The 18961-nt window shown below is 68.9% G+C and carries 22 protein-coding genes; 11 read left to right on the forward strand and 11 right to left on the reverse strand.

Annotation, left to right across the window (positions count from 1 at the left end; genetic code table 11):
- Positions 1 to 313: 313 nt before the first annotated feature.
- A complete protein-coding gene (locus Q0812_RS00005) occupies positions 314 to 1111 on the reverse strand; it encodes an inositol monophosphatase family protein (protein WP_302108244.1) in 798 nt (265 codons plus the stop codon).
- A 12-nt stretch (positions 1112 to 1123) separates the two neighbouring features.
- Positions 1124 to 1690 carry an elongation factor P gene (gene efp / locus Q0812_RS00010; protein WP_302108245.1) on the reverse strand — a complete coding sequence of 189 codons (567 nt, stop codon included), beginning with the start codon at positions 1688 to 1690 and terminating at the stop codon, positions 1124 to 1126.
- Positions 1691 to 1861: 171 nt separating this feature from the next.
- On the opposite strand from efp, the gene Q0812_RS00015 reads away from it, so the two are divergent.
- From Q0812_RS00015 to Q0812_RS00035, 5 genes are all read left to right on the forward strand, one after another.
- Entirely contained in the window at positions 1862 to 2458 is a 597-nt protein-coding gene (locus tag Q0812_RS00015) for a type 1 glutamine amidotransferase domain-containing protein (protein ID WP_302108246.1), read from the forward strand.
- Positions 2459 to 2549: 91 nt separating this feature from the next.
- Positions 2550 to 2939: a hypothetical protein gene (locus tag Q0812_RS00020; protein ID WP_302108247.1), complete on the forward strand. Its 390-nt coding sequence runs from the start codon at positions 2550 to 2552 to the stop codon at positions 2937 to 2939.
- Positions 2939 to 3139, forward strand: a complete 201-nt coding sequence (locus Q0812_RS00025; RefSeq protein ID WP_302108248.1) for a helix-turn-helix transcriptional regulator — start codon at positions 2939 to 2941, stop codon at positions 3137 to 3139. Before Q0812_RS00020 ends, Q0812_RS00025 begins: the two co-directional genes overlap by 1 nt.
- Before the next feature lie 10 nt (positions 3140 to 3149).
- Positions 3150 to 4031, forward strand: a complete 882-nt coding sequence (locus Q0812_RS00030; protein WP_302108249.1) for an alpha/beta fold hydrolase — start codon at positions 3150 to 3152, stop codon at positions 4029 to 4031.
- A gap of 51 nt (positions 4032 to 4082) precedes the next feature.
- Positions 4083 to 4259 carry a hypothetical protein gene (locus Q0812_RS00035; RefSeq protein WP_302108250.1) on the forward strand — a complete coding sequence of 59 codons (177 nt, stop codon included), beginning with the start codon at positions 4083 to 4085 and terminating at the stop codon, positions 4257 to 4259.
- Here the strand turns inward: Q0812_RS00035 and Q0812_RS00040 are convergent.
- The gene (locus Q0812_RS00040) at positions 4256 to 4747 is read right to left on the reverse strand and encodes a winged helix-turn-helix transcriptional regulator (protein ID WP_302108251.1); all 492 of its coding nucleotides are present in this window, start codon (positions 4745 to 4747) and stop codon (positions 4256 to 4258) included. The two genes, Q0812_RS00035 and Q0812_RS00040, sit on opposite strands and share 4 nt — an antisense overlap.
- Before the next feature lie 99 nt (positions 4748 to 4846).
- Between Q0812_RS00040 and Q0812_RS00045 the strand changes: the two genes are divergently transcribed.
- From Q0812_RS00045 to Q0812_RS00055, 3 genes are all read left to right on the forward strand, one after another.
- Positions 4847 to 5692 (forward strand): thioesterase family protein, encoded by an 846-nt coding sequence (locus tag Q0812_RS00045; RefSeq protein WP_302108252.1) that lies wholly within the window; start codon positions 4847 to 4849, stop codon positions 5690 to 5692.
- Positions 5693 to 5735: 43 nt separating this feature from the next.
- Positions 5736 to 6923, forward strand: a complete 1188-nt coding sequence (locus tag Q0812_RS00050) for an acetyl-CoA C-acyltransferase (protein WP_302108253.1) — start codon at positions 5736 to 5738, stop codon at positions 6921 to 6923.
- 80 nt (positions 6924 to 7003) lie between these two features.
- Positions 7004 to 7405: a hypothetical protein gene (locus Q0812_RS00055; RefSeq protein ID WP_302108254.1), complete on the forward strand. Its 402-nt coding sequence runs from the start codon at positions 7004 to 7006 to the stop codon at positions 7403 to 7405.
- Between the two features lies 1 nt (position 7406).
- On the opposite strand, the gene Q0812_RS00060 is transcribed toward Q0812_RS00055, so the two are convergent.
- The 7 genes from Q0812_RS00060 to Q0812_RS00090 form a co-directional block, all read right to left on the reverse strand.
- Complete coding sequence (locus Q0812_RS00060) at positions 7407 to 8030, reverse strand: EipA family protein (RefSeq protein WP_302108255.1); 624 nt, start codon at positions 8028 to 8030, stop codon at positions 7407 to 7409.
- Between the two features lie 105 nt (positions 8031 to 8135).
- Positions 8136 to 10577: a phenylalanine--tRNA ligase subunit beta gene (gene pheT / locus Q0812_RS00065; protein WP_302108256.1), complete on the reverse strand. Its 2442-nt coding sequence runs from the start codon at positions 10575 to 10577 to the stop codon at positions 8136 to 8138.
- Entirely contained in the window at positions 10574 to 10969 is a 396-nt protein-coding gene (locus Q0812_RS00070) for a hypothetical protein (protein ID WP_302108257.1), read from the reverse strand. The genes pheT and Q0812_RS00070 overlap by 4 nt, the downstream gene beginning before the upstream one ends.
- Positions 10970 to 10980: 11 nt before the next feature.
- Positions 10981 to 12057 carry a phenylalanine--tRNA ligase subunit alpha gene (gene pheS / locus Q0812_RS00075; protein ID WP_302108258.1) on the reverse strand — a complete coding sequence of 359 codons (1077 nt, stop codon included), beginning with the start codon at positions 12055 to 12057 and terminating at the stop codon, positions 10981 to 10983.
- A 90-nt stretch (positions 12058 to 12147) separates the two neighbouring features.
- Entirely contained in the window at positions 12148 to 12501 is a 354-nt protein-coding gene (gene rplT / locus Q0812_RS00080; RefSeq protein WP_302108259.1) for a 50S ribosomal protein L20, read from the reverse strand.
- 86 nt (positions 12502 to 12587) lie between these two features.
- Positions 12588 to 12791 carry a 50S ribosomal protein L35 gene (rpmI, locus tag Q0812_RS00085; RefSeq protein WP_302108260.1) on the reverse strand — a complete coding sequence of 68 codons (204 nt, stop codon included), beginning with the start codon at positions 12789 to 12791 and terminating at the stop codon, positions 12588 to 12590.
- A 312-nt stretch (positions 12792 to 13103) separates the two neighbouring features.
- Entirely contained in the window at positions 13104 to 14333 is a 1230-nt protein-coding gene (locus Q0812_RS00090) for an MFS transporter (protein ID WP_425281531.1), read from the reverse strand.
- Between the two features lie 117 nt (positions 14334 to 14450).
- Between Q0812_RS00090 and Q0812_RS00095 the strand changes: the two genes are divergently transcribed.
- From Q0812_RS00095 to Q0812_RS00105, 3 genes are all read left to right on the forward strand, one after another.
- Entirely contained in the window at positions 14451 to 15197 is a 747-nt protein-coding gene (locus tag Q0812_RS00095; protein WP_302108261.1) for a helix-turn-helix transcriptional regulator, read from the forward strand.
- 62 nt (positions 15198 to 15259) lie between these two features.
- A complete protein-coding gene (locus Q0812_RS00100) occupies positions 15260 to 17065 on the forward strand; it encodes a hypothetical protein (RefSeq protein ID WP_302108262.1) in 1806 nt (601 codons plus the stop codon).
- A 167-nt stretch (positions 17066 to 17232) separates the two neighbouring features.
- Positions 17233 to 18291, forward strand: a complete 1059-nt coding sequence (locus Q0812_RS00105) for a 1,9-bis(guanidino)-5-aza-nonane synthase (RefSeq protein WP_302108263.1) — start codon at positions 17233 to 17235, stop codon at positions 18289 to 18291.
- A 79-nt stretch (positions 18292 to 18370) separates the two neighbouring features.
- Here Q0812_RS00105 and Q0812_RS00110 read toward each other — a convergent pair whose 3' ends face one another.
- Positions 18371 to 18943, reverse strand: coding sequence for a BA14K family protein (locus Q0812_RS00110; protein WP_302108264.1), 573 nt, complete (start codon positions 18941 to 18943; stop codon positions 18371 to 18373).
- Positions 18944 to 18961: the final 18 nt, after the last annotated feature.

Raw genomic sequence — 18961 nt, forward strand, 5'->3', positions numbered from 1 at the left:
GAGAGGGCTTCGGGCCCATTCTGGCATACCCAGGCCCGACGGGCCCGCCCCGCCGGCGGGTCTGCTCCGACAGCGCCTTCCTGACAGAAGGCCGGCCAAGCCTGACGAACCGCGGAGCGCTGATAAGCCTCTGGGCCTGGAAAACCCAGCGGCGGCCCCAGCCGAACCCGGTACCACCTATAACGAGACCACCGGGCGAAGGCCCGGCGCTCCGCCGCCTCTCCACCCTAACTCCGCAGCGAAAGCGCGGGGGCGCCGGCCCCTGTTCGCCTGCCCGTCGCTCACGCGGCAGGACGGAGACAGAGGCGCCGCCTCACAGGGCCGTGCGCAACACCTTCAGGAGGTCGCCGTGACACTCGGCGTTGGTGGCGATGACCGAGGCGCCGTCGAAGGGCTGGGCCTCCTCGTTCTCGATGGTGCTGACGCGCCCGCCCGCCTCGGTGACGAACAGCAGGCCCGCCGCCACGTCCCAGGGCTTCAGATTGCGCTCCCAGAAGCCGTCGTAACGGCCGCACGCCACCCAGGCCAGGTCCAGCGCCGCCGAGCCCAGGCGGCGGATGCCCGCCACGCGCTGGCCCACGGCGTGGATTTCCTTGATGGTCTGGGCGTGGCCGGCCCGGCCGATGAAGGGCAGGCCCGTGCCGATAAGGCAGGTGGTCAGGTCCTTGCGCCCCGAGACGCGCACGCGCGTGTCGTTCAGGTAGCAACCCTTGCCCCGCTCGGCCCAGAACAGGTCGTTGGTGATCGGGTTGAAGGTGACGCCTGCCTGCATCTGGCCTTCGCGCTCCAGCCCCACCGTGATGGCGAAGTGGGGCATGGCGTGCATGAAGTTGGTCGTCCCGTCGATCGGATCGACGATCCAGGTGTGGGACTTGTCCGTGCCCTCCACCAGGCCGCGCTCCTCGCCGAGGAAGCCATAGCCCGGGCGCGCCTTCATCAGGCTTTCGAACAGGCTCTGCTCGGCGGCCGTGTCGGCTGCGGTGACGAAGTCGCCGGGGCCCTTGCGCGACACCTGAAGCGCCGACACCTCGCCGAAGTCGCGCGCCATCGGGCGGGCGGCCTTGCGGACCGCCTGGATCATGGTCTGGACGACGGTGGAGGCGAGGGCCAAGGCGGCGGCCCCCTAGTCGGCGCGGCGGACGTATTCGCCCGTGGCGGTGTCGACGACGATGCGCTCGCCCGTGGTCATGTAGGGCGGGATCATGATGCGGATGCCGTTGTCGGCGATGGCCGGCTTGTACGAGGAAGACGCCGTCTGACCCTTCACCGTCGGCTCGGTCTCGGCCACGGTCAGGGTCACCTGGTCAGGCAGGTTCAGGCCGATGGGGCGGCCCTCGTGGCTCTCGATCACCACCTTCATGCCGTCCTGCAGATAGGCGATGCGATCCTCGCCGACCCAGTCCTTCTGCAGCTCGATCTGCTCGTAGGAGGCGTCGTCCATGAAGACCAGGGTGTCGCCGTTGTCGAACAGGAACGAATAGTCGCGCTGCTCCAGCGTCACGCGCTCGACCCGGTCGTCCGAGCGGAAGCGCTCGTTCAGCTTGGTGCCGGTCTCCAGGTTCTTGGCCTCGACCTGGGCGAAGGCGCCGCCCTTGCCGGGCTTGACGTGCGCGGTCTTGGTGACGACCCACAGGCCGCCCTCGTGCTGGAGCACCATGCCGGGCTTGATGGTGTTGGCGTTGATCTTCATGCGCGGAATCCGAAGGCGTGGACCCGCGCGTGGCGCGCGGGAAATCGGGCGCTTCCCCTACAGGGGCCAGGGTCCGGTGGCAAGGCTGGGTCGCGCGCCTGGGATCGTGGAACATCCCTCGGCCCACCAGGTTTCCGCCACTCTCACCCCCCGCATCAAAGGAGACCCGCCATGGCCCAGCGCCTGGAAGGAAAGACCATCGCCGTTCTGGCCACCGACGGCTTTGAACAGGTCGAGCTGACCAAACCTGTCGAGGCCCTGAAGGAGGCCGGGGCGACCGTGGAGATCGTCTCGGACAAATCCGGCGCCATCCAGGGCTTCAATCACTTCGACAAGGGGCAGACGGTTCAGGTGGACCGCACGCTCTCGGACGCCGACGCCGGCCGCTATGACGGGCTTGTATTGCCGGGCGGCGCGCACAATCCGGACACCCTGCGCATCAACCAGCAGGCGCGCGATTTCGTCCGCGCCTTCTTCACCCAGAACAAGCCGGTCGCCGCCATCTGCCACGCGCCCTGGATCCTCATTGACGCGGGCGTGGCCGAGGGCCGACGCATGACCAGCTACAAGACCATCCGCAAGGATCTCGAAAATGCGGGCGCCGAGGTGGTCGACGAGCAGGTGGTTGTCGATGACGGTCTGGTCACCAGCCGCGACCCCGACGACCTGCCCGCCTTCTGCGCCAAGATGATCGAAGAGTTCGCCGAGGGCCGGCACAGCCAAGGCCGCTCCGCCGGCCGCGGCGAGACGCCGTCCGCCCCGCACTGACGACGAGTCAGGTCAGCCTCACACGATGTGGGGTTGACCTGACACTCTCGGGGTGTAATGTCTGCCTGACATTTCGTCGGGAGAACCTCACATGGACCGCAATAGCCCGGCTTTTCGCCGCTACTTCGTGCGGACCGCCCTGTTCATGGGCGGCTACATCGCCGTGAACTTCCTCGCGATCGGGGGCGCTTTTGACGATATCGCAACGCCCGGTGCCTATCTGCTTGCGCTGGCCGTAGCCGCGCCGGTGGGCGGGCAGATCTGGGCCACACTTTCGTTAATGAACGAGTCGGACGAGTTCTTCCGCGCCCTGACCGCCAAACGCTTCATCATCGCCGCAGGCTGGGCCATCGCCCTCTTTTCGGCATGGGGCTTCACCGAAAGCTACGCCCAGGCGCCACACGCGCCCGGCTGGCTGATCTATCCGCTGTTCTGGGTCATGTTCGCCCTGGTGAAGCCTTTCGTGCGGACTACCCGCTAGTGCGCTCGCGGCTCAAGGTGCTGCGCGCCGAGCGTGGCTGGACCCAAGCCGATCTGGGCGAGCGGGTCGGCGTCTCGCGCCAGGCCATCATCGCCATCGAGAGCGACAAGCACGACCCCTCCCTGGACCTGGCTTTCCGTATCGCCGCCGCCTTCGGCCTGGCGGTCGAGGCGGTGTTCGAAAACCCCCATACGACCTGAAGGACGCCCTATGACGCTTCGCCTCCTCGCCGCCGCCGCGGCGGCTTTCACCTTTGCCGCCGCGCCCCTGGCCCACGCTGAAACCGCCTGGCGCGACCGCATCACCGTCCAGACCGTGGGCCAGGGCCCGGACGTGATCCTGATCCCCGGCCTGTCATCGTCGCGCCAGGTGTTTGCGGCGACGGCTGAGCGCCTGTCGGCGGAGCATCGGGTGCATCTTGTGCAGGTGCGCGGGTTCGCCGGCGATCCGCCGCCTGAGGATGCAGACCGCGTGTTCGATCCCCTGGTCGAAGCTTTGGGGGATTACATTCGCCAGGAACGGCTCGACGCTCCCGCGATCATCGGCCACTCGATGGGCGGCGCGGCGGCCCTGGCCCTGGCCGCGCGAGAACCGGATTTGCCGGGCCGCGTGATGATCGTGGACGCCTTGCCCTTCTATCCGCTGCTGTTCTCGCCCACCGTGACCGTCGAGACGGCCCGCCCCTTCGCCGACCAGGCGCGGTCCCAGTTGCTGGCCCTCGACGAGGCCGGGTTTCGCCAGATGCAGGAGGCCGCCGCCGCCACCCTTTCGCTGACCCCCGAGGCCCGCACCCGCATAGTGGCCGACGGTCTGGCCTCGACGAGGTCGGTTCAGGCCCAGGCTGTCCATGAACTGATGACGACTGACCTGCGCGCTGAGTTCGGGCAGGTGCGGGCGCCTGTGACGGTGCTGTACGCCTGGGATGCCTCCATGGGGCGGCCGGCGACCGCGGCGGACGCCCTGTTCGGCGGTGGATATGACGGTCTTGCGGGCGTCGGGATGGTGCGCATCGACGGGTCGCTGCACTTCATCATGGACGACCAGCCGGGGCGCTTCGCCCATGCCGTCGACGCCTTTCTGGAGGCGCCATGAAACCAACCTCCCGCCCAGGGGGTTCAGCCCTCTAGGCCGAAGGAGGACCCCATGCCGGTTCCCGTAACCCCCCTGGAGGCGCTTGAGCTGCTGATTGATCGCATCGCGGCGGTCGAGTACCGCGACGCGCACGGCCGCCCGCTGGACCGTGATCCGATCTTCGAGACGGCGCTGTCGGTGGTGGAGAGCGAAGTCCTGCCGGAGGAAAAGAGCTTCCAGCCGGGCTAGGCGGCCTCTTCCCGGGCCAGCACCTCGCCCACGGTGGGCTGATCCTGCCTTATGATCATCTCCAGGTCCCGGGGACGCACGATCTCGCCGCAGCAGCCGCAGGCCAGCTTCGGGTCGAGATCGCCGCCGCAGGACTTGTGCTTGAAGCTGACGCCGGAATCGGCGTCGCCATACAGGTGCCGGTGGCCCCAGGAGTGCAGGGTCAAAAGGACGGCGTAGAGATCCTTGCCCTTGGCGGTCAGGACGTACTCATTGCGCGGGGGGCGCTCTGAATACTGACGAACCTCGAGCACGCCGTGGGCCACGAGGGTCTTCAGGCGCGAGGCCAGGACGTTGCGGGCGACGCCCAGCCGCTCCTGCCACTGCTCAAAGCGGCGCACGCCGTTGAAGGCGTCGCGAATGACCAGGAGGGTCCAGGGATCGCCGATCACTTCCAGCGTGGCGGCGATCGAGCAACTCTGGCGTGAATAGTCGGCGGTGCGTCCCATGTTGCGGAAAGTGCCCCTGCGTCAGCCTTTGCGCAAGGGCTTGAACCTCTTTGGGGAAGATTTAGTTGCGTTTTGCAACGCACAATGCAGACTAGCCTGATGCTCGCACCTGCAGCACACGCATCGATCCTGCCGCGCGCCCTGACTCTGACGCTCGAGGATGGCGGCGTCAGCGCCGACCTGCCTCCGGGACTGTCCAATGCGCCCCGCGCCGGCGCGGCCGAGGCGGGCGCGCCCTTCGGCGGCCTGATGGCGGCTTTAAGCCTGCTGTCTGCGCGCGAACTGCTGGCGATAAGATCGCCGCTGCGTACGATCACCGTTCAGTTCATGGCCGGGGCCCGCTTCGCGCCGTGCCGGTTTACCGCCGAGCTGCTGCGGGGCGGCGGCTCAACCGCCTTCGCCGCCGTGCGCGCCGGCCAGGGCGAGCGGACAGCGATCTCGTCGCTGCTGACCTTCGGGCGCGAGGCGGACCAGGTGGAGCTTGAACCGCTGCACCGCCACCCGCCGCCGCTTGCCGAGGCTGCAGAGGACGATAAAGACCACCCCTTCTGGCCCTGGTTCACGAACGAGGTGGAGCACCGCTTCCTCGATGGACCGGGCCTGTTCGGGCAGTTCGAAAAGCCTCTGGTGCGATGCTGGATGCGCACCCGCGACGGCCTGCCGCTGGACGAGGCCCGGCTGGCCTTCCTGCTGGATGCGGTGTTTCCCAACTACTGGACCGCATTGCCGGCCCCGCCCGCCCTCTCGGCCACGGTCGACCTGCGCTATGACCTCCTGGTTCCGATCACCGAGGAGACCGCGCCGGACGGCTTCGCCTATTTCGAGTTCCAGACAGCGCACGTGTCCGGGGGCTGGGCGGTCGAAGACGGCGTCTGCTGGGCGCGCGACGGAACGCCTCTGGCCGTCGCCCGCCAGAGGCGCAAGCTTGTTGCACTGCGGCGCTGATCCCACCTAAACAGTCGCCACCTGAGAAATGGAGCATCTCCCCATGCCCGCCGATCCCATCGTCATCGCCTCCTATGCCCGCACGCCCATGGGCGGATTCCAGGGCGTCCTCGCCGACGCCAAGGCCACGGACCTGGGCGCCGCGGCGGTCAAGGCGGCGCTGGAGCGGGCGGGCGTGTCGCCCGACGCGGTGCAGCAGATCTTTATGGGCTGCGTCCTGCCGGCTGGCCTGGGTCAGGCCCCGGCGCGCCAGGCAGGCATGGGCGCCGGCCTGCCGCTGAACGTGGAGGCCACTACGGTCAACAAGATGTGCGGCTCGGGCATGCAGGCGGCCATCATGGCGCATGACGCTCTTGCGGCGGGCACGGCGGACGTGATCGTGGCGGGCGGCATGGAGAGCATGACCAATGCGCCCTACCTGATGCAGAAGCACCGCGGCGGCGCACGCATCGGCCACGATGTCATCAAGGACAGCATGTACCTGGACGGGCTGGAGGACGCCTACGATCCCGGCAAGCTGATGGGCGCCTTCGCCGAGGACATCGCCCGCGAATACCAGTTCACCCGCGAGGCCCAGGACGCCTACGCCATCGAGAGCCTGAGCCGCGCCAAGCACGCGGTCGAGAGCGGCGCCTTTGACGCCGAGGTGGTCCCCGTCACGGTCAAGACCCGCAAGGGCGAGGTCGTCGTCAGCCATGACGAGCAGCCCGCCAAGGGCGACCCGGCCAAGATCCCGTCGCTGAAGCCCGCCTTCGCGAAGGACGGCACCATCACCGCCGCCAATGCCAGCTCCATCTCGGACGGCGCCGCGGCCCTGGTCATGACCCGCGCTTCGGTGGCCGAACAGCTGGGCTTGAACGTGGTGGCCCGCGTCGTCGCTCACGCCGCCCACGCCCATGAGCCGGGCCTGTTCACCACCGCGCCCGTGCCCGCCATGAGGAAGGTGCTGGACAAGGCCGGATGGGACGCCGCCGAGGTCGATCTGTGGGAGATCAACGAGGCCTTCGCCGTCGTGGCCATGATCGCCATGAAGGAGCTGAACCTCGACCACGCCAAGGTGAACGTGAATGGCGGCGCCACGGCGCTGGGCCACCCCATCGGGGCCTCCGGAGCGCGGATCCTGGCCACCCTGTTGTCCGCGCTGAAGGCGCGCGGCGGGACCAAGGGCGTCGCCTCGCTGTGCATTGGCGGGGGCGAGGCGACGGCCATGGCGGTCGAGCTGGTTCACTGACGAGGCGCTCGCCCCAGCTGTTTCTCGACTGCGACGGCGTCCTGGCCGATTTTGACCGGGGCGCTCGCGCCATCCTGGGCATGCCCCCGCGCGCGTTCGAAGCAAGGCATGGCCCGCGGCTGTTCTGGAGGAAGCTGGCCGCCGCGCCCGACTTCTACGGCACGCTGCCGCTGCTGCCGGATGCGGAACAGCTGGTAGACGCCGTGCGCCACCTGGACCCCATCATCCTGACCGGCTGTCCCATGGGCGGCTGGGCCGAGGCCCAGAAGGAGGCCTGGGCCGCCCGCCATTTCCCCGACCTGCGCATCATCACCTGCATGGCCCGGAACAAGCGCGACCATGCCGAGCCCGGCGACATCCTGGTGGACGACACGCTGAAGCACCGCGCCCGCTGGGAGGACATGGGCGGGCTCTTCGTTCCGCACACCGACACCGCCTCGACGCTGGATAAGCTGCGGGCGATCCCTGAGTTGGGCCTCTAGCCTAGAACGGCAGCGGATTGCGCTGGCGGCTGTAGCTCATGGTGCCGATGTTGGCCCCCAGGCGCAGGCCGACGCCGGTGCGGATGGGCGCCAGAACGATGCCGTCGGCCTGTTGGTAGTTCACGCCCAGCCCGCCGATCAGATAGGCCGAGCCCTCGACACCGGGATAGCGGCGATAGATCATCTCGGGCTGGTACAGATAATAGACCAGGGTGAACACCCGGCTGACGTTGCCGCCTACGTCCCAGCCGATGGAGATGCCCTGCCAATAGACTTCGCGCGGCTCCCGCTCGGACTTCATGTAAAGCAGGCCCCGCCCGTAGCGCAGGCCCACGCCGGCCGCGCCCGCGCCCTCTTCGCCGGCGATGTAGGCGGTGGGAGCGTCGCCATAGTCCGAGAAGATGCGCTCGATCGCGCCGCCCAGGGCCTCGGCCGTCACGCCCATGAAGTTGGCGCCGGCCGCGACCAGTTCTTCGCGCGTATAGGCCGGCGGCGCCGTTCCGGCGGGGCCGCCCTGGCCGGGTTCGACGCCATAGGCGGGACGCGGTTGCTGAGCCGGCGCGGTGGCGCAGGCGCCGGCGGCCGAAGCGGCCAGGCCGGACAGGATCAGGTTACGGCGGTGCATGAGCGGCTCTCTCGGATTGAGACGGCGGGCTGGGATCGACAGCCTCGCCGCCCTTTGCGGCAGCCTTGCGGCCCCAAGGTTAACCGAACCTTGCCTTGCGCCGGTTCAGGCGCGCAGCTGCGCGCCCAGCTTTTCGCACGCCGCCACGATGCGGCCCGACAGCTGCTCGATCTCGGCGTCCGTCAGGGTGCGTTCGCGAGGTTGGATAACCACCTCAAGAGCAATGGACTTCTTGCCGTCCGGAACGCCCGCGCCCTGGTAGACGTCGAAGACCCGCACCTGATCGATCAGGGCCTTGTCGGCCGAGGCGGTCGCGCGGACCAGATCGCCGGCGGGCAGGCCCTCCTCCACAACGAAGGCGAAGTCCCGCGTCAGGGGCATCAGGTCGGGCAGCTGGGCGGCCGGTCGGGTTTTCCCGCCCTTGCGGCGCGGCTCGGGCACGGCGTCCAAGCGCACCTCAAAGGCGTAGAGAGGTCCGGGAACGTCCATGACCTTGAGCACGCCCGGGTGCAGCTGTCCGAACTCGGCGATGACCGCCTTGGGCCCCAGCTGCAGGCGCGCGGAACGGCCCGGATGCCACCAGGGGCCGCCCTGGCCCTGCACCATCTGCAGCGAGCCCACAGGCGCGCCCATCTGCTCCAACAGGGCCATCAGGTCCGCCTTCAGCTGGAACAGAGGATCGGCCCCCTTGCCGGACCAATGCCGCGGCGTCTGCCCGCTCATCAGCCCCGCGGCGACGGCCATCTGACCGCTGGGCGTATCGTCGCGAAAAACGGGGCCGACTTCGAACAATGCGAGGTCTGGAAAGCCCCGCGCCATGTTGCGTCCGGCCATGCGCATCAGCCCCGGCAGGGCCGAGGGACGCATGTAGTCGAGGTCGGAAGCGATGGGGTTGGCTAGGGCGAGGCTGTCATCCTCGCCGCCGCCGAACAGCCGGGCGTCGTCTCGTGACACGAAGGACCAGCCGATCACCTCGGACCAGCCCATGGCCGCCAAGGCGCGGCGGGCCGTGCGGACACGGCTCTGGGCCGGAGACAGCACGCCCGAGGCTTTCACCGTCTGTTCCGGCAGGGCGGTCGACTGGATTCGGTCATAGCCCAGGGTGCGCGCCACCTCCTCGACGAGATCGGCGGGACCCTCCACGTCGCGACGGAAGCTGGGCGGAGTCACGCGCCAGGGATCGTTGTCGCCGGAGACCTCGAACCCCAGGTCGATCAGGACGCGGCGCACCATCTCGGGGCGGACGGGGACTCCGGCGAGGCCCGGCACGCTGCGCCATTCGAAGTCGAACCCTTCAGGAGGCGCCGGCGCCTCCCCGGCGAAAGTGATCTGCGACGGCTCGCCCCCGCAGAACTCAAGGATCAGGCGGGTGGCCTGCTCTACGCCGGGGACCAGCGACTGGGGATCGACCGTGCGCGCGAACCGGTACTGGGCGTCGGAGTGGATGCCGAGGGTCCGCCCCGTCTGGGCCGTGACGATGGGGTCGAACCAGGCGCTCTCGATGAAGACGTCGGTCGTGCCCTCGTCGCAGCCGGTGGACTCGCCGCCCATGACGCCGCCCAGGCCGATGGGACGCTCGCCATTCGCGTCGGCGATGATGCACATCTGGTCGGACAGGTCGTAGGTTTTGCCGTCCAGGGCGATCAGTTGCTCGTCGGCATGGGGCGCGGGCGAGGCTTCGGCCGGGCCCTTCTCGGCCGATCCGCGTCCGGCGCGGGCGACGATGGTCTGACCGGACAGCTTGGCCAGATCATACACGTGCAGCGGCCGCGCGCGATCGTAGGAGATCAGGTTGGTCACATCGACCAGCGCATTGATTGGGCGAAGGCCGATCGCGCGCAGGCGCTGTTGCACCCACTCGGGCGAAGGCCCGTTCTTCACGCCGCGAATGACCCGACCGGCGAAGGCGGGGCACATCTGCGGCGCCTCCAGGCGAACCTCGATGGGGCAGGGGAAGCTTCCAGCCACGGGGCCGATGGCCGGCGTCTTGAAGCGGCCCAGACCGGCGGCGGCCAGATCCCGGGCGATGCCGACGACGCCCAGCCAGTCGGGGCGGTTGGGAGTCACCTCGAAGTCGATGACCGGGTCCGCGCCGAAGACCTCGGCCGCGGGCGTCCCCACCTTCAGATCGGCGGCGAGCTCGAGGATGCCGTCGCTCTCGTCGGACAGCTCCAGTTCAGAAGCCGAACACAGCATGCCGTTGGACACGACGCCCCGAACCGGCTTCTCGACCAGGGTCACCCCCAGGCCCGGCACATAGGCGCCGATGGGGGCGTAGATGGTCGTCAGGCCCGCCCGCGCGTTCGGCGCGCCGCAGACGATCTCCTTCATCCCATCGACGGTTTCGACCTGACAGACCTGCAGCCGGTCGGCGTTCGGATGCCGGGCGGCCTCGACGATGCGCGCGACGCTGAAGGGCTTCAGGCGGGACGCGGGGTCGGCGACGTGCTCGACCTCAAGACCGGCCATCGTCATGGCGTCGGCCACGGCCGACACGTCGGCGTCAGTCTCCAGGTGTTCCTTCAGCCAGGAGAGCGTGAACTTCATTGCACAGTCCCGCGCAGCAGAACCGCCTTCATCTGCTCGATGAAGCCGGGCGCGCCCGTATAGCCGATGGCCGCGAACTGGCAGTTGCGGAAGGCGCAGTTGCGGAAGGGCGCGGGGCCGATGGCTTGGCTAGAGGACAGCGGCTGGAAGAGGACGCTCAAGGGATCAGGCCCCGTGTAGCCCAGGTTGCAGGCGTCCATGGTGACGCCGTCCAGCGCCATCATCACGCCCGGCCCCTCGATGCGGCAGTTGACGAAGGTGCGCCCTTCGATCAGCGGCTTGCCGTTGATGAGCTCGTGCTTGAACAGCTCGAACAGCGAGATGGCCACGCCCTCGAAATATAGCTGCGAATAGTCCTCGCACGGGGTCCACTGGATGGGCTGCTGGGTCATGGTCGGGAGTCTCAGCTGAGGCCGGCGGCGGCCGAGGGCGCCGAAAGCGGTGAAAAGGCATAGTGGGACAGCCAGCGCACGTCGCCGGCGAACATGTCGCGCAGGTCCGGCATGCCGTACTTCAGCATGGCCAGGCGATCGACGCCCATGCCGAAGGCGAAGCCCTGGTATTCGACCGGGTCGATGCCGCAGTTGGCCAGGACCTTCGGGTGGACCATGCCGCAGCCCAGGATCTCCAGCCAGTCGTCACCCTGGCCGATGCGGATCTCGCCGCCAGATCGGTCGCAACGCACATCCATCTCGGCCGACGGCTCGGTGAACGGGAAGTGGTGGGGCCGGAAGCGCGTCTCGACGTCCTCCACCTCGAAGAAGCGGGCGACGGCCTGGGCGACGGTCCACTTCAGGTGGCCCATGTGGATGCCGCGGTCGATCACCAGCCCCTCGATCTGGTGGAACATGGGCGTGTGGGTGGCGTCGGAATCGCAGCGGTAGGTGCGGCCCGGCGCGACGATGCGGATGGGCGGCTGTTGCGACTGCATGACCCGCACCTGGACCGGGCTGGTGTGGGTGCGCAGCACCTTGCGCTCCTCGCCCTCGGCGGCCTTGAGGAAGAAGGTGTCGTGCATCTCGCGCGCCGGGTGGCGCGGCGGGAAATTAAGGGCCGTGAAGTTGTGCCAGTCGTCCTCGATGTCCGGCCCCTCGGCGACCGAGAAACCCATCTCGGCGAAGATCTCGATCAGCTCGTCCATGGCCTGCATGGTGGGGTGCAGCCCGCCCTTGTGGCGCGGCGGGGCCGGTAGGGTCAGGTCGACGCGCTCCGACGCGAGACGGGCCTCAAGCTCGGCCGCCTCGAGCTCGGCCTTCCGGGTGGAAAGGGCGGCTGAGACGCGGTCGCGCAGGCCGTTGATGCGCGGCCCCTGCTCGCGGCGCTCGTCCGGGGTCATGGCGCCCAGGCCCTTGAGCAGGCCGGAGATGGAGCCGGACTTGCCCAGGGCCGCGACGCGCAGCTCCTCCAGGCGGGCGGCGGTCTCCGCCGCGCCGATGGACTGGATCAGCTCCAGTTCGAGGTTTTCGAGGTCTGTGGTCATGGTCTGGTCCGTCTAGCGGCTGCGGCGCCAAGCAAAAAGCCCCCCGGCGCGGGGCCGAGGGGCTTTTGCATCTTCCGTGTTCGGAAAGGCTTAGGCCAGGGCCGCGCGCACCTTGTCGGCGATGGCCTTAAAGCCCGCCTGATCGGCGGCCATGGCGGCCAGGATCTTGCGGTCCAGCTCGATGCCGGCCTTGTTCAGGCCGTTGATGAACTGGGAATAGGTCATGCCTTCGGCGCGCGCCGCAGCGTTGATGCGCTGGATCCACAGGGCGCGGAAGCTGCGCTTCTTGTTGCGGCGGTCGCGGTAGGCGTACTGACCGGCCTTGTCCACCGCGGCCTTGGCGGCGCGGATGGTGTTCTTGCGGCGGCCGTAGAAGCCCTTGGCCTGCTCGAGAACCTTCTTGTGCTTGGCGTGGGACGTAACGCCCCGTTTCACGCGAGCCATGATCTTATTTCCTTCGGGAGCCCCTATCGCTCATCGCGCGGGGCGTGTCTTCAAACTGTGGTGGGATCGAGGTTCAGCCCGCGCCTTTAGGCGTAGGGCATGTAGGACTTGATCTTCGTGGCGTCCGCGTCCGACATCACCTGCGTGCCGCGGTTCTGACGGATGTACTTGGCGTTGTGGCTGATCAGGCGGTGGCGCTTGCCGGCCACGCCCGCCTTCACCTTGCCGGTGGCGGTCAGTTTGAAGCGCTTCTTGGCGCCCGATTTGGTCTTCAGCTTGTACTTAGACATTTCCCAGCGGGCTTTGCGGCCCGTCCTTCTAGATGGTCGTGATGGCCGCCCAGGCATGTCTAGGGCCCGGCGACCGGAAAGGCGGGGCTGATACGCCAAAGCCGCTACGAAAGCAAGGACTGCCGTGGCAGGGCGCCGGCTCGAAAACGCCGTGCCAAACCGCGCCATCTCCTTTCATGTCGTCATCAGGCCTGTCCGATCGGGCAGTGTGCGTCGCTCGGCGACGACGTGGACAAGCCTGCGCGAAAACCTGCTCGGAGCCAGGCGCCGCAAGGCTTGCCCGGTGGGCCGAAAGGGGCGTTAGCGCCAGGGTCAGGACGCAGGCGCCGCCGCCAACTCGGCCTGGCGCTTGCGGAAGGCGCGCCCGGCGTTCACCGCCATGACGGCGGCGGGAAGCGTCAGCAGGGCGCCCACCAGGAAGGGCCAGTTCGGTCCCAGGCCTGAGAACAGGGCGCCGGCGGCCATCGGACCCAGGATGCGCGCCGAGGACCCCGAGGCCATGTTCAGGCCCAGCATGGCGCCCTGACGGTCCGGCGGCGTCGAGCGCGAGATCAGGGCCGAGGTGTTGGGCATGAACATGCTCATGCCCAGGGCGCCCAGGCTCATCACCACGGGCACCATCCACCCGGCGGTGGTCAGCACCTGGGCCACAAGCGAGCCTCCGAAGAGCAGGGCCGCCGCGGCGATCACGCGCGCCTCGCCGAAGCGGCGCGCCAGACGCCCGGCGAGGAAGCCCTGGCCGAACACCGAGACCACCCCGACGACCATGAAGGACAGGCCCACCTCCCGCGCGCCCCAGCCGTAGCGGCTCTCGGCCCACAGGCCGAAGGCGGACTCCATGCCGGAGAAGGCCGCCATGTAGATCAGCGTCATCAGAAGGACGCGCGACACCACGGGGTTGGCCACGGCGTCCTGCAGCCCGCCCAGGAACCTGGGGCGGGGCGTGGTCGGATCGGCCTTGGCGCGGCTCTCCTTCAGGAAGATCAGCACGCCCACCGCCGCCAGGCCTGACAGCCCGGCCGCCACGAAGAGCGGAATCATGTAGCCGGCGTGGCCCAGTTCCGGACGCGTCAGAAGCCCGCCCATGGCCGGGCCGACGATGAATCCGAGACCGAAGGCCGCGCCCAAAAGGCCCATGCGTCCGGCCCGCTGCTCGGGCGGGGTCACGTCCGCCACGTAGCCCTGAATGGTCGAGATGTTCCCCGCGCCGAAGCCGGTCGCCAGCCGGATGAGAATGGCGATCCAGATGTCCGGGGCGAAGGCCAGCGCCACATAGCCCAGCGCATTGGCGGCCACCGTGGCCATCAGAACCGGCTTGCGGCCGATGCGGTCGGACAGGCGGCCCCACAGGGGCTCGGCGAAGAACTGGCCCAGCGAGTAGGCCGAGAACATCAGCGTCACCTGCCATTCAGGCGCGCCCAGGCTGGTCCCGAAGAAGGGCAGCAGCGGCACCACGAGGCCGAACCCCGCCAGGTTGACGAAGACGATCGAGAAGAGGATCGCCAGGGCTGCGATCGAGGTGGGGCGGGTAGCGGCGGACATGGCCCCCTTTACCGCCCGCTCCGGCGATGCGGAAAGAGCGCTGATCTGAAATTGAGACGCTACCCTCTAAAGCCTTTGTAACGAGCGAGGCGGCCGCCGCCCGGCTATGCTGACCTAATGCTGCGCACCCTGGCCTTTGGGGAGAACCTGAACCTCGCCGCGACGGGCGCCGGGGGGCGGGCGACGCTGAGCCTTCACACCGCCGGCGACGAGGCTGGTCTGCACGAGCACGCCGATGGGTACGTGCGCATCCTGCTGTGGGGCGCGCTCGAGGATGTGACCGCCACGGGCGTCTCGGAGTTCCGCGCCGGGCAACGCTCGCGACACCGCTCAGGGGACCGTCACGCCAATCGCATCGGCGCGGCGGGCGCCCTGTGCCTGAACTTGCACGGCGCGGCAGACGTGGATGGCTGGACCGACGGGCCTCTGGATGTGGGCGGCCGCATCGCCGCGCATGAACTGGCCTGGGCGCTGGTGCGGGAGGCTCCGCGTCAGGAAGTGGAGGCCCTGTCCGCGGAGCTTGAGGCGGTCGGCGCCGCGCCGCGCCCCGATCCCCAGGCGGTCTATCGGGCGATGGAGGCCCTGGCGGCCGGGGGGAGCGAAAGCCTGGGGCTGGAGCGGCTGGCGCTCCTCTGCGACCGGCATCCCACCCATCTGGCGCGGGCCTTTCGTAGGGCCACGGGCCTGTCCATCGGCGCCTGGAGCCGCCGCCTGCGCCTGACCCGCGCGGCGGGAGCCTTGCGGGCGAGTCGCGCCAGTATCGCCGAGATCGCGGCCCAGCACGGCTTTGCGGACCAGGCGCATCTGTGTCGGGACTTCCGCCGGGCCTTCGGCTGCCCCCCCAGCGCCTGGCGAGCGCGCTAGGGACGTTCAAGCCGCCGGGGCTTTCCGCGCGCAGGATCGGGGCCCGATTCATGGAGCCGTTCATGAGGTCCCTGCTGCTCGCGTCCCTCGCCCTGATCGCCGCCCTGGCCCCCGCAGCCCAGGCCGCGCCCTCCATCGCCGAGGCGCAAGCTCACTACATGGGCAATCGCGTCGCCCAGGCGGAAAGCGCCTTCGCCGAAATCGCGGACGATCCCGCAGCCAGCCCACGCGACCGCTCCGCCTCCGAACGCGCCCTGGCGCGCATCGCCTGGCTCATCGACGACCGCGCCGACCTCGCCCGGCCGCATGTGGCGCGCGCGCTGGCCACCGGAACCGACCTCTGCCTGACCCGCAGTCTGGCCGTCCGCATCGACCCGCCGTCCGGCCCGCAAGCCTTGCTGGCCGCAGCCGAGCTGGCCGCCGCGTGCGACGACCCCCAACGCGCGGATTCCTACCGCGTCGCCCTGCTTGATCTGGTGCTGGAGCGCATGCGCTCGGACCCCGCCGACGCCTGGGTCGCCGCCTATGGCCAGGTGCTGGCGCAGGTCGTTCCGGAAGGCGCCCAGTCCCAGCCCGCACTGCATCACCGTCTGGCCTACGCCGTGCTGGACGGCGACGCGGTCGCCGCGCTGACAGCCTGGCGCGGCTATTTCTGGCTTGAGGGCCGGGACATGCCGCCGGTCTTCGCTGACCGCTTCGACAGCGAGGTGTTTCCCCAAGGCCTCGGCCCCTCGGCCTCGCTCGCCGGTCGCCTGCGGCTGGTCGACCTGCTGATCCGTTCCGGATTCGGCCACGCCGCCGAAGCTTTTGCCACCCAGCAGGCCCTGGCCGAACGCGCGGGCGACGACCCCTCCTGGATCAGCGCCCAAACCTATTTCGCCCTCCGCCGCGATCTGACCGCAGCCGAACTGGCGGCCAACCGGCGCATGGCCCGCGGCCAAGACGCGACCGACTTTATCGCCGCGGTCCGCAGCCTCGGCCAACAGGCCTCGGGAGAGACCGAACCCGGTCCCATGCTGGCCGCGCTGGGCGAACGCTGGGGCCTCTACGGTTCGGTCGGGACCACCAGCGGCTATCCCAGCCTACACCTGGGCCACATCGTTCAGGACGACCGACGCGAGGTCCGCGGGTTCGGAGACGCTGCCCCCATCCGCTACATCGCGCTGGAGGGCATGATCGCCAACGGCTTCGAGACCTGGCTCTGGGACGGCGCGGCCGCCGCCGGCGGCTGGGCCTCGGGCGGCGACACCATCATCCAGATCCGGCCGGGCTACGCTGACGGCGTGCCCGCCGCCTGGACCATCTCACGGCCCTCGCCCGCGCGTGAAGAAGCCTTGGCCAACATCGCCCGGCTGGAGGCCCAGGACACGAGCGGCGACCCGGCCGCCCCTCATCCTTCGGTCCCCGCGCGGCTGCGCCTGCAGGGCATAGACGCCGTGGCGACCGCCCATCCGGACAGGCGCGGCTTCTTGGCGGCCTACTGGGATGCGATCCTCGGCTACAGCATCTTTCTGCACGAGGGCCGCCACGTACTGGACCAGCGGCTGGACCCCGCACCGCCCGCCGATCAGTTCGAGTACCGGGCCAAGCTGACCGAGCTCGGCTATTCGCCCCATGTGCGGCTGCCCCTGGCCACCATCCTGTCCGGCGTGACCGGGGCGGACAATCCGCACGCCGTGGGCAATCGACGGGTGCAGGAGGCCCTGACCGCGTGGATCGAGGCGAACCCCGACGAGGTCGCGGGCTATGACCCCGCCCGCCCCGCAGTGCTGCAGATCGACAAGCTCAGCGACGAGCAGATCCGCGCTGTCGCCCGCGCCCTCGATCCCCAGGGGCCGGACGGCCGCATCACGGTGACGGCGGACTAGAACGGAACGATCCGGGTGCGCCCCGGGTTGGGCCCTGCGTCAATCCCGCGCGCGTGCATTGCCATGGGGGCTGGGTTTCCCTAGATGGCCTCCTCGCGCGCGCCGGTCGCTCCGTCCCGCCGCCGCAGGATCAAGGACGGGCGCTCATATCCAGGGAAAACGCTGAGATGACCGCACCCGTACCCCCCAACTCCAAGGCCCAGCTGCTGCAGACCACGGTCGAGCACGTGGACATCACGTCCTTCGACGCCCGGCCGATCATCGACAACATGCGCAAGATGTCCTTCTCGAGCCGCGACACCGCGCGCGCGTCGGACATCTTCAACATGGCCATTGAGGATTCGGACTGCTCGCCCTGGCTGATCCTGGCCGGATCCACCTCGGCCGGCGGCTGCATGCACGTGTACCGCGACATGGTGAAGTACGGCATGATCGACGCCGTGGTCGCCACCGGCGCCTCCATTGTCGACATGGATTTCTTCGAGGCCCTGGGCTTCAAGCACTACCAGGCGTCCGGCCCGGTCGACGACAACGTGCTGCGCGACCACTACATCGACCGCATCTACGACACCTACATCGACGAGGAAGAGCTCCAGGCCTGCGACCACACCATCTTGGAGATCGCCAACCGGCTGCAGCCGCGCGGCTATTCCAGCCGTGAGTTCATCTGGGAGATGGGCAAGTGGCTGTCGGAGGGGAATGCGAAGAAGGAAGGCAGCCTGATCCAGACTGCCTATGAGATGGGCGTGCCGATCTTCTGCCCGGCCTTCGTCGACAGCTCGGCCGGCTTCGGCCTGGTCAAGCATCAGAAGGAGCGGGCCGCCGCGGGCCAGCCCTACATGATGCTGGACGCTATCGCTGACTTCCGCGAACTGACCGACATCAAGATCGCGGCGGGCACCACCGGCCTGTTCATGGTCGGCGGCGGGGTGCCGAAGAACTTCGCCCAGGACACGGTGGTCTGCGCCGAGATCCTCGGCGTCGAGGCCGAGATGCACAAGTACGCCGTGCAGATCACGGTCGCCGACGTGCGCGACGGCGCCTGCTCGTCCTCGACGCTGCAGGAGGCGGCCAGCTGGGGCAAGGTGTCGACCACCTATGAGCAGATGGTCTTCGCCGAGGCGACGACGGTCGTTCCGCTGATCGGCTCGGACGCCTATCACCGCCGCGGCTGGGAAAAGCGCACCCCGCGCCGCTGGCAGAAGCTGTTCGAGAAGCAGGCTTAATCGCCGCCCTCAAGCAGCAAGGCTCAGCGAGCCCATTAGAAAAGGGCGGGGAGCGATCCCCGCCCTTTGCACGTCGGCCTCAGTACATCCGGCAATAGTACCGGTACCCGTCGTGGGCCTGGTAGGTGCCGCTGTACGGATCGAACGAGCGATAGCGGCTGGCGCACCAGCGGCGCCATTCGGCGTCGTTGCGGTACCGGTCATAATAGGCCCGGTCGTCGTAGCTGCCGCGGATGTCGACGCCCAGCGCCTGACCGAGGATGGTGGCCAGCACGCCTAGCTCTGACGTTCCCGAGCCGTAATAGGGGTCCGTCCGTCCATAGTAACGGCCGCTCGAATAGGGGTAGCTGCTGCTGTAGCCGCCGTAGTTGTAGCCGCCATAGCTGTAGGGGTTGTAGCCGTACGAGCCGTAGCCGTACTGGCCCCTGTAAGGATCGCCGCGATAGTCGGGCGTGCCGTCATACGGCCGATGGCCGTACCGCTCCTGATAGCTCAGGCGTGACCAGCAGCGGTTGCGGTCCTCGTTGCGGTAGCAGTAGGCCGTCCAGTTGCGGCCGTAGCTGGTCTGGGCCTCGGCGGGGGCCGGGGCCATGGCCGCGGCGCTGAGCGCGAGGCCGGCCGTGGCGGCGCATGTGATCAGGACGTTTTTCATGTGGAACCTCCGTTAAGC

The organism is Peiella sedimenti (assembly GCF_030504955.1).
GTDB classification, from domain to species: domain Bacteria; phylum Pseudomonadota; class Alphaproteobacteria; order Caulobacterales; family Caulobacteraceae; genus Brevundimonas; species Brevundimonas sedimenti.